This is a genomic window from Lunatibacter salilacus, from assembly GCF_009797935.1.
GTDB lineage: Bacteria > Bacteroidota > Bacteroidia > Cytophagales > Cyclobacteriaceae > Lunatibacter > Lunatibacter salilacus.
The window spans coordinates 43,089-64,030 of record NZ_VOLC01000030.1 but is presented as its reverse complement, the minus strand read 5'-3'; the positions used below and the strand labels follow the sequence as shown (position 1 = coordinate 64,030).

Annotated in this window: 17 protein-coding genes; 11 read left to right on the top strand and 6 right to left on the bottom strand. The window is 43.8% G+C overall.

The genetic code is table 11. From position 1 onward, the window contains the following. Positions 1-683 (top strand): group II intron maturase-specific domain-containing protein (locus FQ608_RS26175; protein WP_262885542.1); only part of this gene is annotated, 683 nt, incomplete at its 5' end. Between the two features lie 94 nt (positions 684-777). Here the strand turns inward: FQ608_RS26175 and FQ608_RS26170 are convergent. The 4 genes from FQ608_RS26170 to FQ608_RS26155 all read right to left on the bottom strand — a co-directional run bounded on the left by FQ608_RS26170 (position 778) and on the right by FQ608_RS26155 (position 5,253). Further along, complete coding sequence (locus tag FQ608_RS26170; RefSeq protein ID WP_158861468.1) at positions 778-2,025, bottom strand: GTP pyrophosphokinase; 1,248 nt, start codon at positions 2,023-2,025, stop codon at positions 778-780. A gap of 175 nt (positions 2,026-2,200) precedes the next feature. Continuing rightward, a complete protein-coding gene (locus FQ608_RS26165) occupies positions 2,201-3,004 on the bottom strand; it encodes a hypothetical protein (RefSeq protein WP_158861467.1) in 804 nt (267 codons plus the stop codon). Between the two features lie 132 nt (positions 3,005-3,136). Beyond that, positions 3,137-4,258, bottom strand: coding sequence for a tyrosine-type recombinase/integrase (locus tag FQ608_RS26160; protein WP_158861466.1), 1,122 nt, complete (start codon positions 4,256-4,258; stop codon positions 3,137-3,139). 227 nt (positions 4,259-4,485) lie between these two features. Beyond that, positions 4,486-5,253, bottom strand: coding sequence for a CDP-alcohol phosphatidyltransferase family protein (locus FQ608_RS26155; protein WP_158861465.1), 768 nt, complete (start codon positions 5,251-5,253; stop codon positions 4,486-4,488). Between the two features lie 358 nt (positions 5,254-5,611). On the opposite strand from FQ608_RS26155, the gene FQ608_RS26150 reads away from it, so the two are divergent. The 7 genes from FQ608_RS26150 to FQ608_RS26120 all read left to right on the top strand — a co-directional run bounded on the left by FQ608_RS26150 (position 5,612) and on the right by FQ608_RS26120 (position 13,236). After that, positions 5,612-6,106 carry a rhodanese-like domain-containing protein gene (locus FQ608_RS26150; protein WP_158861464.1) on the top strand — a complete coding sequence of 165 codons (495 nt, stop codon included), beginning with the start codon at positions 5,612-5,614 and terminating at the stop codon, positions 6,104-6,106. An 86-nt stretch (positions 6,107-6,192) separates the two neighbouring features. Then, positions 6,193-6,969 (top strand): DUF547 domain-containing protein, encoded by a 777-nt coding sequence (locus FQ608_RS26145; RefSeq protein ID WP_158861463.1) that lies wholly within the window; start codon positions 6,193-6,195, stop codon positions 6,967-6,969. After that, positions 6,962-8,344, top strand: a complete 1,383-nt coding sequence (locus tag FQ608_RS26140) for an NAD(P)/FAD-dependent oxidoreductase (RefSeq protein WP_158861462.1) — start codon at positions 6,962-6,964, stop codon at positions 8,342-8,344. Before FQ608_RS26145 ends, FQ608_RS26140 begins: the two co-directional genes overlap by 8 nt. Next, a complete protein-coding gene (locus FQ608_RS26135) occupies positions 8,341-9,885 on the top strand; it encodes a 4Fe-4S binding protein (RefSeq protein ID WP_158861461.1) in 1,545 nt (514 codons plus the stop codon). The genes FQ608_RS26140 and FQ608_RS26135 overlap by 4 nt, the downstream gene beginning before the upstream one ends. Continuing rightward, complete coding sequence (locus FQ608_RS26130) at positions 9,885-11,360, top strand: cellulose synthase family protein (protein WP_158861460.1); 1,476 nt, start codon at positions 9,885-9,887, stop codon at positions 11,358-11,360. Before FQ608_RS26135 ends, FQ608_RS26130 begins: the two co-directional genes overlap by 1 nt. Before the next feature lie 52 nt (positions 11,361-11,412). Then, positions 11,413-12,150, top strand: coding sequence for a DUF6503 family protein (locus FQ608_RS26125; protein WP_158861459.1), 738 nt, complete (start codon positions 11,413-11,415; stop codon positions 12,148-12,150). Positions 12,151-12,195: 45 nt separating this feature from the next. After that, complete coding sequence (locus FQ608_RS26120; RefSeq protein WP_158861458.1) at positions 12,196-13,236, top strand: glycoside hydrolase family 113; 1,041 nt, start codon at positions 12,196-12,198, stop codon at positions 13,234-13,236. Here FQ608_RS26120 and FQ608_RS26115 read toward each other — a convergent pair. Continuing rightward, positions 13,213-14,316 carry a hypothetical protein gene (locus FQ608_RS26115; protein ID WP_158861457.1) on the bottom strand — a complete coding sequence of 368 codons (1,104 nt, stop codon included), beginning with the start codon at positions 14,314-14,316 and terminating at the stop codon, positions 13,213-13,215. The two genes, FQ608_RS26120 and FQ608_RS26115, sit on opposite strands and share 24 nt — an antisense overlap. A gap of 263 nt (positions 14,317-14,579) precedes the next feature. On the opposite strand from FQ608_RS26115, the gene FQ608_RS26110 reads away from it, so the two are divergent. Both FQ608_RS26110 and FQ608_RS26105 read left to right on the top strand, forming a co-directional pair. Continuing rightward, positions 14,580-16,058, top strand: coding sequence for a BCCT family transporter (locus FQ608_RS26110; protein ID WP_158861456.1), 1,479 nt, complete (start codon positions 14,580-14,582; stop codon positions 16,056-16,058). Positions 16,059-16,509: 451 nt separating this feature from the next. Next, positions 16,510-16,725: a YgaP family membrane protein gene (locus tag FQ608_RS26105; RefSeq protein ID WP_158861455.1), complete on the top strand. Its 216-nt coding sequence runs from the start codon at positions 16,510-16,512 to the stop codon at positions 16,723-16,725. Between the two features lie 99 nt (positions 16,726-16,824). Here the strand turns inward: FQ608_RS26105 and FQ608_RS26100 are convergent, their stop codons facing one another. Further along, a complete protein-coding gene (locus FQ608_RS26100) occupies positions 16,825-18,651 on the bottom strand; it encodes a TonB-dependent receptor plug domain-containing protein (RefSeq protein ID WP_158861454.1) in 1,827 nt (608 codons plus the stop codon). A gap of 241 nt (positions 18,652-18,892) precedes the next feature. Between FQ608_RS26100 and FQ608_RS26095 the strand changes: the two genes are divergently transcribed. Further along, on the top strand, positions 18,893-20,842 hold the full coding sequence (locus FQ608_RS26095) for a M1 family metallopeptidase (RefSeq protein WP_158861453.1): 1,950 nt from the start codon (positions 18,893-18,895) through the stop codon (positions 20,840-20,842). The last annotated feature ends 100 nt before the right edge of the window (positions 20,843-20,942 follow it).

Sequence of the window (20,942 nt, the reverse complement as noted above, 5' to 3'; positions counted from 1 at the left end):
TCCTGCTGGATGTGCTGGACAAGGAACTGGACAGGCGAAACCTGAAATACGTCCGGTATGCTGATGATTTTAGCATCTACACCAAGTCAAGGAAGGAAGCCAGAAAAGTGGGCAACGAGATTTACCTCTTTCTAAGGGACAAACTCAAATTGCCAATTAACAGGGAGAAAAGCGGCATCCGAAGACCCTCCGATTTCGAGCTGTTGGGACATGCATTTGTCCCGACCTATCAGAAGGGCGTCAAAGGAAAGTACCAGTTGGTGGTGAAGAAGAGCAGTTGGGACTCCCTCAAGCGAAAGCTCAAGCAGATCACCAAGAAGACCAAACCGTACAGTTTTGAGGAGAGGTTGAGGAAGCTGGCAGAAGTGTGGCGGGGATGGGTAAACAATTACCGTCTCGCCAGTATGACAGCCAAGCTAAAAGCCATGGATGAATGGCTGCGAAACCGACTTCGATACTGTATCTGGCACGACTGGAAGAAGCCTGAGCGGAAACGCAAAAACCTGATCAGACTGGGTGTAGACCAAGACCATGCCTATGCATGGAGTCGTACCAGAAAAGGTGGTTGGGCGGTTGCCCAGAGTCCCATTTTGGGAACGACTATTACTTTGTCCCGCTTAAGAAGAAAGGGTTATGAATCAATGCTTTCCTATTACCTCAAATCACAACCTACAATCCAGTGAACCGCCGAGTACGAGACCCGTACGCTCGGTGGTGTGAGGGGTGCTCCGCAGGCTTATGGCCTGCGGCCATCCACTCGATTGTGGTTTAGTACTATTATTTCAGTTCGTTATTTAATTCTTCTTTGATATCTACATTTTGTATTGCATTAATACATTTTTGGACTATTGATTTCAAATCTTTGTAATGTTTTTCAAGTTGCTCATTTGAAAATGATTCGTAACCATGAAGCATTTGATTACGAATTTTTCTTAACTGTTGAACTTTGCTAATTTCCCTTTGAGTTAAGTGTGATACTTCACTTACTATGTCTAAGTTGGGAATAAAGTTTTTACGGTCTTTGTTACCATTCTCTTGATTTAATTGAGAAATTACTTTTTCGAACACAATCCAAGTTCTTGTAAAAAGCTCAAACCCTGATGCTTTCTTTTTATCACTAGTTATTTGATTGAAATACTTACTTAGATTGTCACTATTTTTATTAATAGCAATTATGTTTTGCAAAAGTTGGTCAGAGAATGATTCGTTAAGTTGAAGATTAATCTTGCTAATAGCTTCCGTGATTTGGCTGGTATCAATTTTATTAATAGCCTTTAAATAGTTATTTAGGTATTCTGTATTTCCAAAATTGATTTTTTTAAAGTGGTCTAAATAATTAGAGAAAACAAGATTAGTTAAGTCATACTTGTCTGTTATTTCAGTTTGTTGTTTTGTTCGTTCTGTTATTGCTTTTTGAAGCCTTTCCAATGCTATTTCACCAGTCAAAACCAATCCATTAATTTCGTCTAGAATCGCCAATTCCTCTTCTGTAAGATTTCCAGAAAACGGTTTATATACAAGGTCGTGTTCGACCTCTGACCAAGCGTGCATCAAAACACTCGCAACTTGAATTTCGAAAACAGTTGATGTAAATCTTTTGTCAACATCATCAGCTTTTTTAAGCCTGACTCTATAATGAGTTGCCCAATAGCCTGAAAATCGCTTATTATGTTTCGGTTTGTGTGAGTTTTCAGGAAATGTTTTACTCTCTTCAATGTCAAAAAGTTCTTTAATCACTTCTCCAACAACTTCCCTTTCAGAAGGGAAATATAAAGCTACCCTAATTCCTGCTAAATCTACTATATCCTTTTCAATTGCTATTTTTGATTTATAATTTTTACTCTTATTACGTTGTAATACTTTTTCCTTTAATCTGTCAATTCTTTTAGCACGATTTGATATTATAGCTTTTAAACCACGGTTTATAATTTCAGTTTCTAAGACATCATGCCCTAAACGTGCTAGTTGTCTATAGAAATCATATTCCTTCTCATATTGCTTTATAAAATTATCAACAATGCTCATTTGCTATTCTCTGTATTAACCACAACGTTTTGGCGCTTGGCGAAGAAGCGGATTTCGAAGCACTAAACTGTCTGCCAGCACTGAACTTGATAAGAAGAACAAAACTTCATTTATGCACTGAACCCGCTTTTTTGCCAAACGCCTGTTACCTGCCGTTTTTCTTTCTTTCGTCATTTTATTCTACTGGATATTTTCCTACTGCTTCAACTCCCTTGTCTGTAAATTTCAATATTTCTGTCGTTATTGGATAACCTGATTGTTTATATTCGTCAACAACTACTTTGCCAATTCTACCTGAAAAGAATTCAAAGTCCTTTTCTGAAAAAATGTAGCAAAAATCTCTAACAGGAATTACAGCATAAAAAGGAAATCCAAAGTCTGTCTTAATCTTCTCTTTCATTGTAGGTGCAAAAAGTAAAGCACCTTTTAATGTCGTGTGTTCAACTTCTATTAATCCTAGTTTGCGATTATCTATTTTGTCAAATGTAATTGGTGTCGTTTTTAATAACTTGTCAGCATTATTGTTAGCTTGAATATCAAGTTCGGTTTCTGTTATATTCCATTTTTTCAAATCGTCTTTGGTTATCCAAGTAAGTTTGTCTTGTCCGCTATAAACATACACTTTGCTAAATTCATCTGTTATTTTGGCGTGTAGAAACTCTTGAAAATCGTGGTCGTTTGGAAAAAGTGAAATGTAAATGTCATCTTTTGCGTCTTGCCAATTATTTGGAAGTTCAATTGAGTAAGAAATCAAAGTTTGGACGAGGTCAGAAATATGACTTTCATCTTTATCTCTTTCGTAATTTCTTCTCACATTGTCTAAGCTTATCTTAAGTGTCAGTTCTCCTTGCGAAATATAAATAAGTCCTGTTTCATCCACAGAGTCGATTTTCATTCCGTTGCTTTCTATTTGAGATTTGAATTCGTCAAATACAAAGTCTTTCTTTTTGTTGTCCTTACAACCAAATAGTCCAAACATTATTGTCAGTGTTATTATGTTTATGCAGTGTCTCATTAAAATGGCAGGTAACTCGTTTATATCCGCACTTTGCCGCACTTTAAGTTCGGATTATCTCCTAATCTTGTTGGCTTGGTGCACTTTTAGTTCCAACTATATTTTGATATCCATGTCCTCAATCGGACTCCGGATCTCTTTTATTTCCCGGGTACTTACGTGGGTGTATATCTCCGTGGTCCTGCTGCTTTTATGTCCAAGTAACTCCTGGATATAGCGTATATCCGTACCTCCCTCGTGCAAATGGGTCGCATAGCTATGCCGTAACCAATGTGGAGTCACTGGTTTTTTAATCCCGGCTATTTCCACAGCATTGCTAAGTACTTTTGCCATACTTCTTTCGCCGTATTGTCCTCCCCCTCTTCCTTCTATCACGTATTTTTTCGGGTCATAGGCTTCTAAATATTCCTTATACATATCATGCAACATCTCGGGAAACCTAACTATTCGATCCTTTTTTCCTTTTCCGTTTCTAACCATAATGATACCCCGATCGGGCTGTATGTGTGATAACTGTAGGTTTAAAAGCTCCCCCTTTCTAAATCCGCACGAATAGAGCATCACCAGCATAAAACGATGCTTAGTGTTTGATAAGGCCTCCAAGATGGACAATATTTCCTCTTTACTCAGCACATTCGGCAACGTCTTGGGCTGTTTCGGACGCTTGATAATCTCCGGATTAAGTCGCCTGTCCTCCAGAATCCCAAAATACAACTTCACCCCATTGATTACCTGGGACTGATAGGAGGCGGAGTACTTTCTTCGGATGATATAATCCCTGTTAAAAATCTCCAAGTCCTCATTGGTAATGTTGCTGGGTGCTTTGTTTTCCAAAAACCGGAAAAACAACGCCACAGCCTCCGAATAAGTCTTAATGGTGGATTCGGAATAGCGCCTGTTTCGAAGCCAATCCTTAAAACGTCGGATTTCCCGCTGTAAATAATCGTCCAACGGCACCATATCGGGATATTTCTCGGGCAAATCTACCTTTTGGATCTCGCTGTAGTCCAACCAAATCTTTTTACCCTTGAAAAATTGCAGCAATTCGGTAACCTGAGTTGGTGTGTAGGGTACCGCCCATACACGCTCCTTGATATTCCACCTGCATTCCGGAAAGCTTTTTACAATTTCTTTTGTTTCAAAGTCATACGGAAACTCCAGCCGTATGACCGGAAGCTTCCGAAAAGTGTCGTTTTTTAAAATAATAGTCTTCCACATAGGCTTCAAAAAGTTGACACCCACAATATACAAACTTTCTGGATTTTCTAATGGGGATAACTGTATAAAAAAGCCGCTTTTTCTATTATAGGCCGGAATTATCAACCTATTATTCTCTCAAATTGAAATCCGGCCGTTGATTTCCTTACTGCGAGATCCGACAACCACTGTTAAGAAAACTCAGCGACGGTCCACCGGCCATTTGGCGGTTCTGTCAAAAATCTCTATCAACCAACCCACCTCCGCAGAGGTATAAACACCAAAAACAAGACCGAGTACCCGATAAAAAAGGGGATAATAGAGCCGATCAGGTTGGCCGACAGCAGGATGGCGATTAGCAGTAACTGGAATCCCAAACCATATATGGATAGTAGCGTCATAAACCAGTTGGGGAATGTTTGGGCTCTTAATGCGCCCGGGTCCATCCAATACACCGCCCGGTCAAATACCCCATATAACGCATAAAAAATCCAGAAGAGCGTGTTTACCGTCCGTTGGTTTTCTCCAGGCAGTGCGCTGGGCGGCTTTCGCTCAAAGATCTTGCTTGTCCCATCCGCCCCCTTGGATTTGCTGCGGAGGATCACATAGTAGTAATTGTATAGCGTTCCCTGCAGTTGAACAGCCAAAAAGGCCGCAAGTGCCAGCCAGATGTTTCCAGAGGTATATTGGCAGATGGCCAATAAGACAAGCAGGTTTAATAGGATGTCAAAAATACTGTCAAGGTACCTGCCGCTGTGGGAGGGCGTATTTTTGACACGGGACAGTTCGCCATCGGCCGCATCGATGACAGACTTCAATAGCAAAAAAATGCCCGCTATTAGAAAATGCCCGTAGAGAAGGAAATAAATGCCTAATAAGCCGGACACGCCAAATAGATAGGTTAGGTGAATGGGAGTGATAGGACTGTTTCGAAGCTTTGTTGCGGCGTAGTTGGCTAGCGGCCTTCCATAATCTGACAGATCGATAAAGCGGTCTGCAGGGGCTAGTTTGGACATAAAGTGTTGATTGATGGTAAAAATTTGATGCCTTTTTTTGGCAATCAGTGGTTATCGTATCCTAAGATAACACAAGTCGGTCGAAAGTGTTGACATTATATTTGGTAATTTTGGCTAACACATAGGAAAATATTTGGCTTTTTTTATTAATAGTGCTTGGTTAACGTGTTGATAACGAAGGGCCCCATTTGATCGAACCCCTCTTCTGGATTTCAAATTTTATTTTTTCAAAAAGTATCAGATGCTTGAAGTTTGAGCCTCTTTTCAAAGAAAAACAGATCCAGTGTCAACCTGAAAATAATCCGAAGGTTCAAATAAGGCCGACAAACTATTTTTTCCGCCCTATTGTTACCCGTTCATGAAATCAAAACGCATTTCGCTAATTCTGATGGTTTTCCTACTTGCCAAAGGGGTGCTGTTCGGCCAAAGCCTGGCCTATAAGACCTTATTGCATACCTACTACGACAAGGATTTCCCGGTTGTCTATCCGGACCAAAAGGAGATTCTCAGCAAAGCCGTGCTTATTGATACCAGGGAGCCGGAGGAGTTTGCCGTCAGCCATCTGAATGACGCGAGACTGGTCGGGTATAATTCTTTTGACCTTAGCACCGTAAAGGATATTCCCAAGACGCAACCTATCGTAGTGTACTGCTCCATCGGTGCCCGAAGTCAGGATATCGGCAAAAAGCTGGTAGCTGCGGGATATCAGGAAGTATACAACCTGTATGGAGGTGTCTTTCACTGGGTAAACGAGGGGCATCCCGTCTATGCCGACGATAATGAAACCATGAAGGTACACGCCTATAGCCGTGCTTGGGGCATTTGGTTAAATCAGGGGGAGAAGGTATATTAGATTTTCAGAAATAATGTCAGGAGTATTCCCTTGGTCCGTCTAGTTAGTACGTGCACGAATTGTTAATCATTTCCTAATTTACTTCAATGATCCAAGCGATATATCCTATAAGTTATCTCCTTCTGCTGTGCTGCTTAATGGGCAAAGCATCCTGCCAAGCCTCCAGTTTGGGTCAGGAGAGATCCACGCCTCCCACACACGAGCTCTTTGACGCATTGCTGAAAAAGCATGTTTCTTCCGATGGCCGGGTAAACTACACCGGTTTTATAGCGGAAAAGGAAACCTTTCAGATCTACTTGGACAAACTTAGCAACAACGCCCCCGACCGCAATACCTGGTCGCGGGAGGAACAACTTGCCTATTGGATCAATGCCTACAATGCCTTTACGATCAAGTTGATAATTGACAACTACCCCGTATCAAGTATTCAGGACCTAAAGCCAACCCTCAATATTCCGCTGGTAAATACGGTTTGGCACCTGAAATTTTTTAAAATTGGCGGAGAGGATGCCTCCCTGGATGAAATCGAACACAAAATCCTCCGAAAGGAATTTGATGAGCCCCGCATCCACTTTGCCATCAATTGTGCTTCCTTTTCCTGTCCACCGCTGTTAAACGAGGCATTTACCGCCGAAAATCTTGAAGCCCAATTGGATAAGGTAGCTAAAGGATTTATCAATGATCCCAAGCGAAATAAAATTGCACGGGATAAGGTAGAAATTTCCAAGATTTTTTCTTGGTTTAAAGGTGACTTTACCAAAAATGAATCGTTAATTGAGTACTTGAACCGATATGCCCAAATAAAAATAAACGCCAATGCAAAAGTTTCCCACCTCCCTTACGACTGGTCGCTGAATGAGTAATTCTGCCAGAAAGATCGTCATTATCGGCAACGGCATATCCGGTGTCACCTGTGCCCGTCATATCCGGAAAAAGGACGGGCAGGCTGAGATATTAATTATTTCCGGAGAAACCGACCACTTTTTCTCCCGAACCGCCCTGATGTATATCTATATGGGCCATATGAAATACGAGCATACCAAGCCCTATGAAGATTGGTTCTGGGATAAGAACCGTATCGCTTTAAAAAAAGCATGGGTAACGCAGGTTGATTTTGATAAGAAGGAATTGTTGCTTGCTGAAGGAGAATGCATCCCATACAATACCCTGATTTTGGCAACAGGGTCCAAACCCAATACATTTGGCTGGCCGGGTCAGGACTTGGAGGGAGTGCAGGGATTGTATTCCATGCAGGATTTGGAAAAGATGGAAAAGAACACTCCCGCCGTCCGCCGTGCGGTGGTGGTAGGAGGAGGCCTGATCGGCATAGAAATGGCCGAGATGTTTCGCAGCCGGGATATTCCTGTTACGTTTTTGGTTAGGGAATCAAATTTCTGGGATAATGTGCTTCCCAAAGAAGAAGCACAGCTTATCAATAGGCATATCCGTACCCATCATATTGACCTGCGCTTGGAAACTGAATTGGAAGAAATTCTTTCAGATGATACCGGCAGAGTGAGGGCGTTAAAGACCAAATCCGGAGAGGAAATCGCCTGCGAGTTTGTCGGATTGACAGTTGGGGTACGGCCAAATATTACTTTTCTGGAGAAAAATAATAAGCGATTAACGGATAATGATAAAACAGGCTTGGACCTGAGTCTCGGCATTTTGGTTGATGCTTATTTCAAAACCAATATTCCTGATGTATTCGCTATTGGCGATTGTGCCGAATTCAGGGAGCGGCCCGCTGCTGATCGGAAAACCATCGAACAGGTATGGTACACCGGCCGCATGCACGGCGAAACCCTGGCACACAACCTAACGGCAAACAGTTCTGTACCCTACCTCCCTGGTGTTTGGTTCAATTCCGCCAAGTTTATGGATATCGAATACCAAACCTACGGACAGGTGCCCCCAACTTTGGAACCCGGAACCGATACCTTTTATTGGGAGAAAGACAGGACAGCAATCCGTTTTGTTTATAATTCGTCCAATGATAATTTACTAGGGGTTAATGCCTTTGGATGGAGGTTAAGGCACGACTTTTTTGATACGGCCATTTCAGAGGGTTGGACAATGGCCACGGTTCTGGGCCAGTTGGACAAGGCCAATTTCAATCCTGAATTTTTCAAAAACCACATTCAGGAAGTATTGGCCAAGTACAGACAAAAAACAGGCAGATCCATTACCATAAAAAAACCCTCCTTTTTCCACAGACTAATCGGTTCACGGGCATGAAAAATATACAGTATGTAGGTATTGCCATTTTCTTAATGGGACTTCTAGCCTTTTCGGTGATACCGTTTATAGGTGATTACCGCCTAGAGGAAGAGATCGTTCGTGAAAATGTCAAAGAAATCCACCAAGAGCAACTGCTGGAGGTGCTTTCCCCAATGTACGGACAAACCTATACCTCCAATTTCCGCTTTATTGGTGATTTTAACGACCGCTTCAGCACCCATAATGAGGATCTCAAGGAAAGGCAGGAATGGGATAACGTAATCTGGGATGATTACGCCTTTGTCCTCACCAAGGCTTCTTCGTTAGGTCCGGTAAATGAACGTCCTTATTTTTTCCTTTTGATATCCGTAGTACTGGCGGTAATTGGCGGGCTTATGTATATTTTGCCCTTATATCGTCATGAACCGGATGGGATCAAAAATGACGGGATTTATTTCTCATCCATGAAATCCCGGGGTTTGCTTGGCATTATCACCGGTACCTACTTGATAGTATTTTACATCATCCTCTATTGGTTTCCCGCCTACCTGACCAATTTGGTGCTGATGGTAGATCCGCTGAGTATGGCGCTGTCGGGGAATCCCGCCAGTCAGTGGTTTTTATATGGCTTTATCTACACCCTTGCCATTTTGGTGATGGGCATACGCATGTTTAGGAAATACAAGGGAAATGCCTATCAAACCATAAGAACCGCTTCGGTGATGTTTTTTCAATTGGCCTTTGCGTTTATGCTTCCGGAGATCCTCGTTTTACTTAATATGCCCTGGCACGATTTCAAAAATATTTGGCCGCTGGATTATTCCTTCTTCTTTGAGTACCGCATAGATGGCATGGTAAGTTCGGGAGCTTTGGGCATGTTTATGCTGATATGGGGAATTATTCTTATTGTCGTGGGGGTTCCTCTTTTTACCTACTTCTACGGAAAGCGTTGGTATTGCTCCTGGGTATGCGGCTGCGGGGGGCTGGCGGAAACGCTGGGTGATCCCTATCGGCAATTGTCCGACAAAAGCCTGAAAGCGTGGAAAGTGGAACGCTATTTGGTACATGGTGTATTGGTCTTTGCGGTAGTCATGACTGCGATGACAATTGCCAATTACTTTATGGAATTTGGCCTGTTGGGAAATGCCACGGATCAGGTGCATTCCATTTACGGATTTATGATCGGGTCCATGTTTGCAGGGGTGATTGGGACTGGGTTTTATCCCTTTATGGGAAATCGGGTGTGGTGTCGCTTCGGCTGTCCATTGGCGGCCTACCTGGGAATTGTGCAGCGCTTTAAATCCCGCTTCCGAATTACAACCAACGGTGGCCAATGCATTTCCTGTGGCAACTGCTCCACCTATTGCGAAATGGGTATAGACGTTCGCTGGTATGCACAGCGGGGTCAGAATATCGTTCGAGCCTCTTGTGTAGGATGCGGGGTATGTTCGGCAGTTTGCCCTCGGGGCGTCTTGAAGTTGGAAAATGGGGAAGAAAGTGGACGGGTAAGTGACATGCCCATCATTATTGGAAATAAATCGATTACAGTTAAGAATTAATGGCAATCACGTACTTCTTTTTGGGTGTTTATGTTTTGGCCATGGTGTTTGTATTGCTATACAGCATGGCTCAGGCCCACCTGTTGGTTTATTTTTTCAAGTTTAAAGCATGGACCAAAAAGCCCGAAGCTTTGGATGCCAAGGATCTGCCTCCAGTGACCGTTCAGTTGCCGGTCTATAATGAAAAATATGTTGTAGTGCGGCTGATTGAGGCGGCAGCCAAGATTCGCTATCCGGCGGATAAACTTGAAATACAGCTATTGGACGACAGTACGGACGAGACGGCGGAGCTGATAAAGCAAAGCATAGCCAAGTTTCCAGCCGTCAATTTCCAGTATATTCACAGAGAAGACAGAAAAGGGTTTAAAGCGGGTGCGCTAAAGGCCGGATTGGCTCGGGCAAGCGGTGAACTAATTGCTATTTTTGATGCGGATTTTGTTCCGGATCCTGATTTCTTGTTGCGTACAGTAGGCCATTTTCGGGATGAAATGACAGGTATGGTGCAGACCCGCTGGACACATTTAAATGAGGATTATTCGGTCCTTACCAGATTGCAAGCTTTTGCGTTGGATGCCCACTTTATGGTGGAGCAGATGGGAAGAAATCAACAAAATGCGTTTATCAATTTCAACGGGACCGGAGGTATCTGGCGGAAATCCTGTATCATCGATGCGGGCAACTGGCAGGCCGATACCTTAACGGAAGACTTGGACCTTAGCTATAGGGCACAGCAGCGGGGGTGGAAGTTTGTCTACCGCCCCGACATCCAATCTCCAGCCGAACTCCCCCCGGTGATGTCGGCCATCAAATCCCAGCAGTTTCGCTGGACCAAAGGCGGTGCTGAATGTGCCGTCAAACACCTGCGGGATGTATGGAGCAAGCCCCTATCTTTCCGGGTAAAATTCCACGCCACTGCCCATTTGTTAAATGCGGTTATTTTTATTGCCGTGCTACTAGTAAGTCTTAGCAGTATTCCAGTTTGGTGGGCTTTTTACCAGGGGTGGATTCCAGATAGTTATTTCCAGGCTGCCGCTGTTTTTCTGATTGGATTTGTGGTGATTGCCTTGGTTTACTTTGTGGCTAATCTGAGTTTGCTACATTATTCCTGGCAGGGAGTCGGTCGGTTTATTTGGGAGCTTCCTTTGTTTCTTTCCGTTTCCATGGGCTTGGCGCTTCACAATGCCCAAGCAGTTTGGGAGGGGCTGACCGGGAAAAAATCGCCTTTTGTCCGAACCCCTAAATATAACTTGTCCTTGGAAAAGCCGGGTTGGAAAACGAATGTGTACCATTCAGTCCAGGTGCCTGCCACTACGTATATAGAAGCCGTGTTTGCGGTGGTGTTCACAGCGATAGTTGGGCTTTCCATCTATACCCAAACCTATGAAATGCTTGTTTTTCACGCTATGTTAGCGTTGGGATACAGTTTGGTCAGCATTACTTCCTTTCGAAGTTACCGCTTAAAATCAATTTCTTGAAGTAGGGAAATTGATAAATTTCGGTATCTTCACAAACTTATTTCTAATTCAGATGCGCCACAACATTTACCTATTTGTCCTTTTACTCTTAGCTACTTCCTGCCAAACCAGAACAGAAGCGGAAAAAATCATTGACGATGCCATTGCAGCCCATGGGGGCAAGGCGTATGAAAAGGCCAAAATCTACTTTGATTTCCGGGACATTTCCTACGAGATTTTTAAGTCACCCGACAGGTTTGAATATGTCAGGGCGTTTTCAGACTCCACAGGGCAGGTACGGGATGTGTTGAATAATGAAGGTTTCCAGCGAACCATAAACGGTCAGCCAGTGACGTTGACTGAAGAAAGGAAAACGGCATTTACCAACTCGGTCAATTCGGTTGCTTACTTTGCATTTTTGCCTTATGGGTTAAATGATTCTGCAGTATATAAGAGCCTTGAAGGAGAATCCAACTTGGAAGGGAAAGAATATGATGTAATTAAAGTAACCTTTGCGGAAGAAGATGGGGGAGAGGACTTCGATGACGAATTCCTATACTGGATCAACAAGGATACAAAGCGAATAGATTACCTTGCTTACACCTATCATACCGAAGGTGGGGGTGTGCGGTTTAGAAAGGTCATCCATACGCATGAAGTGGACGGGCTGTTGTTTTTGGATTATGAAAATTACAAGCCCGCAATTAAACACACACCCTTGGAAGACATGGAGGGGCTGTTTAAAGCTGGCAATTTGGAATTGCTTTCTGAGATTGTCCTGGAGAATATCCGGGTGGAATTTGTAGAGTAAAGGAAACGTCGGATGAGAATATAGCGCTTGCTAATCCCAAAACCCATGAAAAAACCCAAACTCCTGCTTTTACTGTTGCCGATATCTTTAGGGGTTTTGACCTTTCAGTATAACGCTGCCGAGGAAAACCGGACGGTTATTCCATTGGCGGAAAAGCACCGGGGTGTGTGTTGGGTTGGGAGTCCCCGGCCTTTGGAAGGATGGGAATTAGATTCGCTGACATCAGTAGGAGTTACCCATATGTCGCAAACGCCCTTCGGCTGGCAGGAAAACCCAAATTCTCCGGAGATCCGTTGGGAAAAGCATTCAGATAGGATGTGGTGGGGGGAGTCCCGTCATGGTGTGGGTGAAACGACCCTCAGTGGAAAAGAAAAAGGTCTGGAAAGTTTGCTAAAACCCCACCTATGGGTAAAGGGAGCTTGGCCCGGGGTAATAGAAATGCAGTCCGAAGAGGATTGGCAAAAATGGTTTACAGCCTATCGGGAATTTATTTTTTACTATGCCACCATGGCCCAAGAGCAGGATATACCGATTTTATGCATTGGCACGGAGTTGGAATTGACAACGCACCGGGAGGCGGAGTGGAGGAATTTGATTCAAGGAATCCGTGAGATCTATTCCGGCCAACTCACCTATGCGGCGAACTTTACCGAATATGAAAAAATAGCTTTCTGGGATGAACTCGATTTTATAGGCATTCAAGCCTATTTCCCACTAGCGACTAAAATCAATCCGGATGTCAAAACCCTTGTTCAGGGTTGGAATAAGCAGGTAAAGGCGATAGAAAAAATTCAGATACGATTTGAAAAACCGGTAATTTTTACGGAGATCGGATATTGTAACACAGTGGACGCTGCCATTGAACCCTGGGTATGGCCCAATGAGCGGAAAGAGGTAGCCCTTTCGGAAGAGGCGCAGGCCAAGTGCTATGAAGCTTTTTTTGAGGCGGTATGGAAAAAGGAGTGGTTGGCTGGCGTCTATTTCTGGAAATGGTACCCCAACCCCAGAAACCGTCAGCCTGATTTTACCCCTCAGGGTAAAACTGCCCAACAGGTAATGGCCCTAAACTTCCTTCAGGCTAATTGATTTGGCTTTGGTCTTCTCCAAGCGGTTTTGAAAGGCAACCAGTTCCTCTTCAAGGATTTCCCGCTCTTTTTGATTTTTGTCCAGTTTTTTCTTGAGGCTTTTAATTTGAAACTGTTGCAAGGTCAAAATTCTATAAAGAAACCCGGCAAACAAAACGCCCTGCCGGGCTTTCATAAACAAACCCCTCAATTTATATCCCCGGGACACCTGGGTAAGTCTGGTGATTTTTATCAAGCGGATAGTTCGCACAAAGGCAACAAAGGGCAGCAGAATAATAAGCAAATCAATCCAGTTTTCTATGGCATAGGTGACTTTTTCCCTACTTATCGAGATCATCAGGATAAATTCAAACGTAAAGGCAAGCCATATAAAACCCTGTGCCATATCCAGCCAAAAGGCCAAATCCGCCTGAAGGTATTGCTCCACAGGGTCGTAAAACTGCCATTCAATAATCAGGATGGGAATAATTAGCAGGGCAATCACAATCATGGGGATGGAGAAACTTTCTTTGAGATTTTTCAAAAGTCCTTCGTTTCGATATGACCATCCTTTGAATGGAATCCATTGTATGGAGGGATCCAACAGGTGGGGTGTGCCTATACGTAGAGGGGGAAATAGCAAAACGGCAAAACGCTGGATCCAGTCCGCCTTTGTTAGTTTTACGGAAAACTTTCTTGATAGTAAGTAGACCACGAATAAATCTGCCACAAAAATCGACCATCCGAAAAGATACATCCCGGCCACCTTACTTTGGAATATTGCCACAGAAATATTTTCGCCTTCGTGTGATAGTAAATTAATTAGAGCCGCTGCTAGGACAAGCATGGCCAATCCAATAAAATATAAAATGGGAGCCGCAAGGGTGTCATATTTCACCAACCCTTTTTGCATCGGGGCAATGAGCCCTGTGATTACGCGCAAGTCTCTGGGGGGTGACTCCTGCACCAGAATGGGGAAATCTGAAACCAGCTGTTTCAGAGGTTTTAGATCATCAGTTCGTTGCAGCAGCTGCCTGACTTGGTATAATAGGTAGGGATTATCACAGTTTTCGATTTTATTGATCAGTGTTTCTTTTTTCACGTAGGGTTGTTTTACCATTCGTTACCGACTAGTAGTTGCTCTTCAATTGATATGAAGAAAACCTAATTGTAAGCTTGATTAAGGCAAATAAATATAACCTCTGCAAAGGTGCAGCTGTCATCTTTACTTATGAACAACATAATTACCACAATAGGACCAAAAGCGTTCAATTTGGTGCAAGTTTCTCGGTAAAATCCGTTACTTTTCCCTATCGATTAATTTGATTGAAACCTAATCAAACCATTACCAACTAAGAACAGGCGTTGAATTCTAACCTAAATCCACAACGGACATCTTTTTTGTTTACCCTTCTATTTGTGGTGACATTCCTAGGCAGTTCCCTTTTCTTGCCGGAGGGTTTTCGCTTGGCATTGAGCCAAGGCACCGCATTTACGTTGGAATATTTTGGTGGGTTTTATTTGGTTTTGGGATTGGGAGCGGTTTTGGTGATGGTAATTACGGCACTGTCGCCAATTGGAAAAATTCGGCTTGGTGTCGGTCCACCGGAATATTCCCTGCTGTCCTGGATTGCAATGCTTTACAGTACGGGAATGGGCGCGGGATTATTGTTGCGGGCTGTGCAAGAGCCTGTATATTATTTCGCCAACCCACCTAGATCCACCTATTTAGAACCTGCGGACTTTGCACTGCAATATACCTTTTTCCATTGGGGTCTTACGCCGTGGGCTTTTTATGGCCTTTTTGGTTTAATCATGGCCACCCGGCTTTATAATCATAAAGGCAATTTACTTGTTTCAAACTTGCTGCCTAGTGGGTTAAAGAAGCCCGCTTTGGCTGCTATAGTGGATTTTCTGGTTACGGTAGGTACGCTATTGGGCGTAGTTGCCGCTGTGGGATTGGGAAGTAGGCAATTATTAATCTCTGTTTCCACTTGGGCTGGAATGGAACATTTGGCGGATAACGGCGGGTATTTGTTGGTTGTTATGGTCGGAATACTGGCTACCATCTCTGCCATCCTTGGTGTGAAAACCGGCATCCGGTTACTGTCCAATGCAAATATCGGCATGGCAACGATTTTGCTTTTGATGACTTGGTTGATGGGGTCGGAGATTGGCGTGATTGGTACCTTTTTCTGGGTGCTGGGAGGCTACCTTTGGGAGTTTATTCCCATGAGTTTGAATTGGGGAGAAGCGAAGGTTTCAGAGGGCTTTTTGACCGATTGGACCTATTTTTACTGGGCGTTCTGGTTGGCTTGGGCACCTTTTACCGGGATTTTTATTGCTAGAATTTCAAAGGGCCGGACTATACGGCAATTCGTGGCAGGCACCTTGGTTATCCCGGCTATGGGGACATTTCTCTGGTTCACTGTTTTTGGGTCCAATGCTTTTGCCTTGATTGACAACGAAACACTGTATGCGTCTGAATTAAGTTCAATCTATAACGCTTTGTTCCGTTTGTTCCATGTATTTCCGCTTGGTTGGTTGGGGAACGGAATAAGCCTAATCCTGATTTTCACTTTTTTAATTACCTCCGTGGACTCCGCAATCTTTGTGCTGAGCATGTTTAGTGACCATGGTAAACTGGAGCCCCAAAAGAGATATAGGTTGTTTTGGGGAATAAGTATCGTTTTGGTTACCCTTGCGGTGATGTTGATAGGTAAGGATCAGTTGCTGGAATCAGTCAGCCAACTACTTATTCTGATTGCCTTTCCTGTCAGTTTGTTGTTTCTGGGATTTGTAAGCTGTTGGTTGTACGGGTTACTTTATAATAGAAACATGTAATTGAACAAACCTTGAAATAGCCACAAGATTTTTTTGCTAAGGTGACAAAAGTCATGGTAAGGGTGGTTGGAAAAGACTAGCTTTAGGTTCCATGAAGACGTTGATGAAATTGCTCTGGGTATGTATCATTTGCCTGTCAATCATCTGGGTAATTGTGGAATTGATCCACCTTTAACACATTGTCTTATGAAATCGAGCATGACTAAAACGTCACACACTGGGATGATTATCATTGCGAGATTCCATGTGACCATTAAAAAATAATTATAAACATATGAAATCGAGCATGACGCAGGCGACGCACGGAGGGATGATTATAATTGCGAGATTCCATGTGGCAACTGAAAAACAATTATAAACACATGAAATCGAGCATGACGAAAACGTCACACAGTGGGATGATTATCATAGCGAGATTCCATCTGACCATTAAAAAACAAAAAATAAACAGATGAAAAAGAACATGGGAAATCCGGATAGAATTGTCCGCACCCTTTTAGCCATCGTTGCCATTTACCTTTATTTTGGAGGAATTGTCACAGGGACCCTTGGGGTCATATTGATTGTGCTTGCTGCCGTCTTTTTGTTGACTAGCTTGGTAAGCTTCTGTCCCCTATATTCACTTGTGGGATTATCTACCTGCCCGGCAAAAAAAGTAAGAAGTTAGTGTCAATTTTAAAAAGAAAACGCCAACCAATTCCTTTTTTTTCATAGTAAAAGGAATTGGTTGGGGTTGTTATTCCGAAAGAAGACTGTGTTCTGGCACCTATTTCATCCGGAAGGATATACCGGCCCGGAACCATCTGCCCGGCATTTGTACTGTTCCCGCTTCGATATATTCCGAATTGGTGATGTTAGAGCATTCGGCGAAATACCCAAGTGTCTTTAGCCGATTAAAATCCAATCGGGCGTCCAATAGGAAGTAGGGATCCAGCATCATACGTTCTATATAGCGGCTTTTCAGCGTTAGTTCCCAATCTTCCCTGTAGGAAGCCTGCATGCCGCCGATGACCTGATTGCGGAGCGCGTTGAGTGCGTAGCGTGTTTCCTTGCCCTCCTGTTCGATAAGGTTGGCATCGATAAAATTATATGAAAGACTAACCTCGTCCAATCTTAGGTTCCGTGAGCTCGTGTTTAAGTGGTAGCTGATACCTGTCTCCACACCTTGGAAGGTCACCTCATTAAAATTTTGGGGCTGCCAGGGTACGGATTCGTCTGATCTCGCCCATTCGATAAGGTTATTGGTATGACGGTTAAAGTAGACGGCCTCCGCACGCCAGTTATTTTTTCGAATTTTAATTCCCCCTTCGTAATTGATGGCCTTTTCAGGTTCCAGATCTGCGTTGCCGATATTGGTTGGGCCGACATAGTAAAGATCGGTATAGGTGGGAATTCGGAAACTTACCCCAACATTTCCGTATAGCCTGACGGCATCGGTAAATTGATATCCCACTTCAGCTCCGGGGAAATGCCGCCATCCGTATTCCGAGTAGTAATTGGAATATACTCCAGCTCGAAGATCTCCGTCTTCCAAAAAGGTAATCCGGTGTTCCGCAAATAGACCCAATAAGGTGCGTTTGCGTTCGCCAAGGTTGTTGCTGTCGATCTGCTCCGTACGGCCTTCTACACCAAATCCGGATGTACCTAGAGTAGAGGTATATCTGCCATTTAGTTCAAGTGCAAGAACATCGGTAGTATGTATGTTTTGAAAAAATGCCGGTTCCTCTCTTCTTAGCCTGAATTCATCCATATTTCTTCTCCAATAGGCTCTTGTGTTTATCCATAGTTTGTCCCGGTCCAGGGTATGGCTAAGAGCGGTGAGGTAGGTTTGTATACTTTCCCACTGATCGGGAAAGGCACTCGAATAAAATCCGTTAGCACCGAAAGTCCGGTCGGTAAAGGCAATCATGGCCTTTATTTCCTGATATTCTCCGATTGATTTTCCTCCTTCGTAAAAGACATTGGTAACTTTATAGTCCGAGTTATGCCAATGACCGTCGGATGCGTCGTGTGAGACACCCAGCGTTTGCTTGAAGGTTCCTACTGGAAGGGCAATCTGAATATTTCCCCCACGCATTCCAAAATCTCCCCCATACAACCCCGCCTGAAATCCTTTTGTCTCAGGCAACGAGGTAATGATATTGATTGCGCCGGTATAGGCATTCTGCCCATAGATGCGGGAGGCAGGTCCTTTTAAGATATCCACCCTGTCTATTCCGCTCAAAGGCACAGGGATGTTCATCATGTGGTGGCCGGTCTGAGGGTCGGAGAGTTTGATGCCGTTGACTAGCATCAGGGTTTGTTCGAAAGATCCGCCCCGAATACCTACATCCGCCTGTACACCGCCTACACCCCGCTGCCGCACGTCCACACCTGGAGTAAAGGCCAGTATTTCCTGTAGACTCCTTGCCGGGGTAGTTTCCAAGGCTTTTCGGTGAATAACGGAGATGTTTCTGGAGCTCTTGTGAAAGGGAATTTCCAGCCTATTTTCCTGAATAAGCATTGCATCCAGTTCCATGACCGTACTGTCACCCTGAGCTCTTAGCAAGAGGATCTGAGGAAAAAATAAACAGAATAAACAGAATTTTTTCATAAGTATGTATCTAAAACCGGAACAAATAACTCTGGTTCTTATCAAATTTACAAGTTTGATGAAATAAATTCTGAAATCGGATTGCGGAATTAACAGGTAATTTCACGTGGAAAAGGCTGGGGTTTTATTTCAAGTAGTTTATTAGAAGGATTTTTGGTTAAATATTTTTAATTGTTTGATCGGTGATTTTTCTCTTATGTAAGGTGTTGTTAATTTAGCGGAAACTAAACCATTCAATTGTATGAGAAAACTTTTGTTGTATTGCTTTATCCTGGCCATGGGAATCAACCTTACGGCTTGGGGACAGCGTGAACCTAAAAATAATCAGGAATTATTCAACGAATTCACCTACAGGCAGGGATCTCCCTACAGGACCGCTTCGGGTAAGCCCGGTCCGGAATATTGGCAAAACGCAGCAGACTATGTACTGGAGGCGAAATTAGACGAAAGCAGTCACACACTATCGGGGAAAGTTACCATTACCTATACAAACAACAGTCCGGAGGAGTTGGATTTTGTCTGGTTACATTTAGAGCAAAACCGCTTCAAAAGTGATTCGCGAGGCACTCTTACTACCCCCATTCAGGGAAACCGCTACTCGGGAGACGTGGAGGGCGGTTATACGATTACGAACGTAAAATCCCAACTCACCAAGCGGGGTAGTGCCAGCTCGAACAGTCATCTGATCTCGGATACCCGGATGCAGGTCTTCTTGGATGAACCCATTTCTGCAAAAGGTGGGCAGGCAGTGATCTCCATGGACTTTGAATTTAAAATCCCCGAAAAGGGAATGGACCGCATGGGTCGCTTGGATGTCAATGACGGCACGATCTACGCATTGGCCCAGTGGTATCCAAAAGTGGCGGTGTTTGATGATGTGACGGGTTGGAATATCGAGCCCTACTTGGGAGCAGGGGAGTTTTACTTGGGCTACGGCGATTTTGAATACAAAGTAACCGTTCCCTACGACCATATTGTGGTTGGTTCGGGGGAATTGCTTAATGCCAACGACGTATTGACCAAAGAGCAGCAGGATAGGATGAAATTGGCAGCCCAAAGCGACACCACAGTTTATATTGTAAAACCGGATGAACTAAAAGACCCAACCAAAACCCGCCCAAAGCAGGAGGGAACCTTGACTTGGCATTTCAGGATCAAGAATTCAAGGGATGTGGCCTTTGCTTCTTCTAAAGCTTTTATATGGGATGCGGCCAAGATTGATTTGCCAAGTGGCAAAACTGCCATGGCCCAGTCCGCTTATCCATCGGAGAGTGACGGACAGGGTGCTTGGGGCAGGTCTACGGAATATTCCAAAGCCTCTATCGAGCATTATTCCAGCCGATGGCACGAATATCCTTATCCGGTAGCCGTAAACGTTGCGGCTGATATTGGAGGTATGGAGTATCCCGGCCTTAATTTCTGCAGCTACAAAAGTACGGGGGCTTCCCTTTGGAATGTCACGGATCATGAGTTTGGACATAATTGGTTTCCTATGATCGTGGGAACTAATGAACGCCGATATGCTTGGATGGATGAGGGGTTTAATACCTTTATCAACCACTACAGCAGCCTGGAATTCAACGATGGGGAATATGGGTCCACGCTGAATCAGACTCGCAGGTATATTTCCTGGTTTAACAATCCGAGCAGGGAAGGTATCGATACCTATCCGGATGTTGCCAATACCTCCAACTTGGGGATGATAGCCTATATGAAGCCCGCCATTGGTCTGATCATGCTAAGGGAGTATATTCTGGATCACGAACGGTTTGACAATGCGTTCAAATCGTATATTGAAACCTGGGCATATAAGCATCCCCAGCCAAATGACTTCTTTAACCTGATGGAAAATGTGGCTGGCGAAAACCTAAATTGGTTTTGGAGAGGGTGGTTTTATGGAACCGAAAATATCGATCTGGCGATAGAGAATGTGGTGCCGTATGGTGGCAACAAAGTAATTATCCTCGCCAACAAAGGCGGCATTCCCATGCCCGTATTGATGGAAATCACCTATGGAGACGATTCCAAAGAGCGTGTCAAGCTACCCGTGGAAATCTGGCAGCGCGGAGATCAATGGAATCACCTGCTTAAAACAAACAAGGAAGTAAAAAAGGTAGTAATAGATCCGGATAAAGTCCTTCCTGATGTAAATATTGCCAACGACAGCTGGCCGAATAGTATTTACGAATAGATTTTGATAGTCAAATAACCAAATTCCCGATCCTGGTTAGATGGTCGGGAATTTTTGGTTTAATTGCCAAAACTGCCCCACCCCTTCCCTCACCCTTTAG

Excerpts from the sequence above, each read along its gene's own strand:
- FQ608_RS26145 (WP_158861463.1), top strand. The coding sequence starts at position 6,193 with ATGATCCAAGCGATATATCCTATAAGTTATCTCCTTCTGCTGTGCTGC.
- FQ608_RS26130 (WP_158861460.1), top strand. The coding sequence starts at position 9,885 with ATGGCAATCACGTACTTCTTTTTGGGTGTTTATGTTTTGGCCATGGTG.
- FQ608_RS26165 (WP_158861467.1), bottom strand. The coding sequence starts at position 3,004 with ATGTTTGGACTATTTGGTTGTAAGGACAACAAAAAGAAAGACTTTGTA.
- FQ608_RS26170 (WP_158861468.1), bottom strand. The coding sequence starts at position 2,025 with ATGAGCATTGTTGATAATTTTATAAAGCAATATGAGAAGGAATATGAT.
- FQ608_RS26105 (WP_158861455.1), top strand. The coding sequence starts at position 16,510 with ATGAAAAAGAACATGGGAAATCCGGATAGAATTGTCCGCACCCTTTTA.
- FQ608_RS26160 (WP_158861466.1), bottom strand. The coding sequence starts at position 4,258 with ATGTGGAAGACTATTATTTTAAAAAACGACACTTTTCGGAAGCTTCCG.
- FQ608_RS26120 (WP_158861458.1), top strand. The coding sequence starts at position 12,196 with ATGAAAAAACCCAAACTCCTGCTTTTACTGTTGCCGATATCTTTAGGG.
- FQ608_RS26095 (WP_158861453.1), top strand. The coding sequence starts at position 18,893 with ATGAGAAAACTTTTGTTGTATTGCTTTATCCTGGCCATGGGAATCAAC.
- FQ608_RS26125 (WP_158861459.1), top strand. The coding sequence starts at position 11,413 with ATGCGCCACAACATTTACCTATTTGTCCTTTTACTCTTAGCTACTTCC.
- FQ608_RS26150 (WP_158861464.1), top strand. The coding sequence starts at position 5,612 with ATGAAATCAAAACGCATTTCGCTAATTCTGATGGTTTTCCTACTTGCC.
- FQ608_RS26100 (WP_158861454.1), bottom strand. The coding sequence starts at position 18,651 with ATGAAAAAATTCTGTTTATTCTGTTTATTTTTTCCTCAGATCCTCTTG.
- FQ608_RS26140 (WP_158861462.1), top strand. The coding sequence starts at position 6,962 with ATGAGTAATTCTGCCAGAAAGATCGTCATTATCGGCAACGGCATATCC.
- FQ608_RS26155 (WP_158861465.1), bottom strand. The coding sequence starts at position 5,253 with ATGTCCAAACTAGCCCCTGCAGACCGCTTTATCGATCTGTCAGATTAT.
- FQ608_RS26135 (WP_158861461.1), top strand. The coding sequence starts at position 8,341 with ATGAAAAATATACAGTATGTAGGTATTGCCATTTTCTTAATGGGACTT.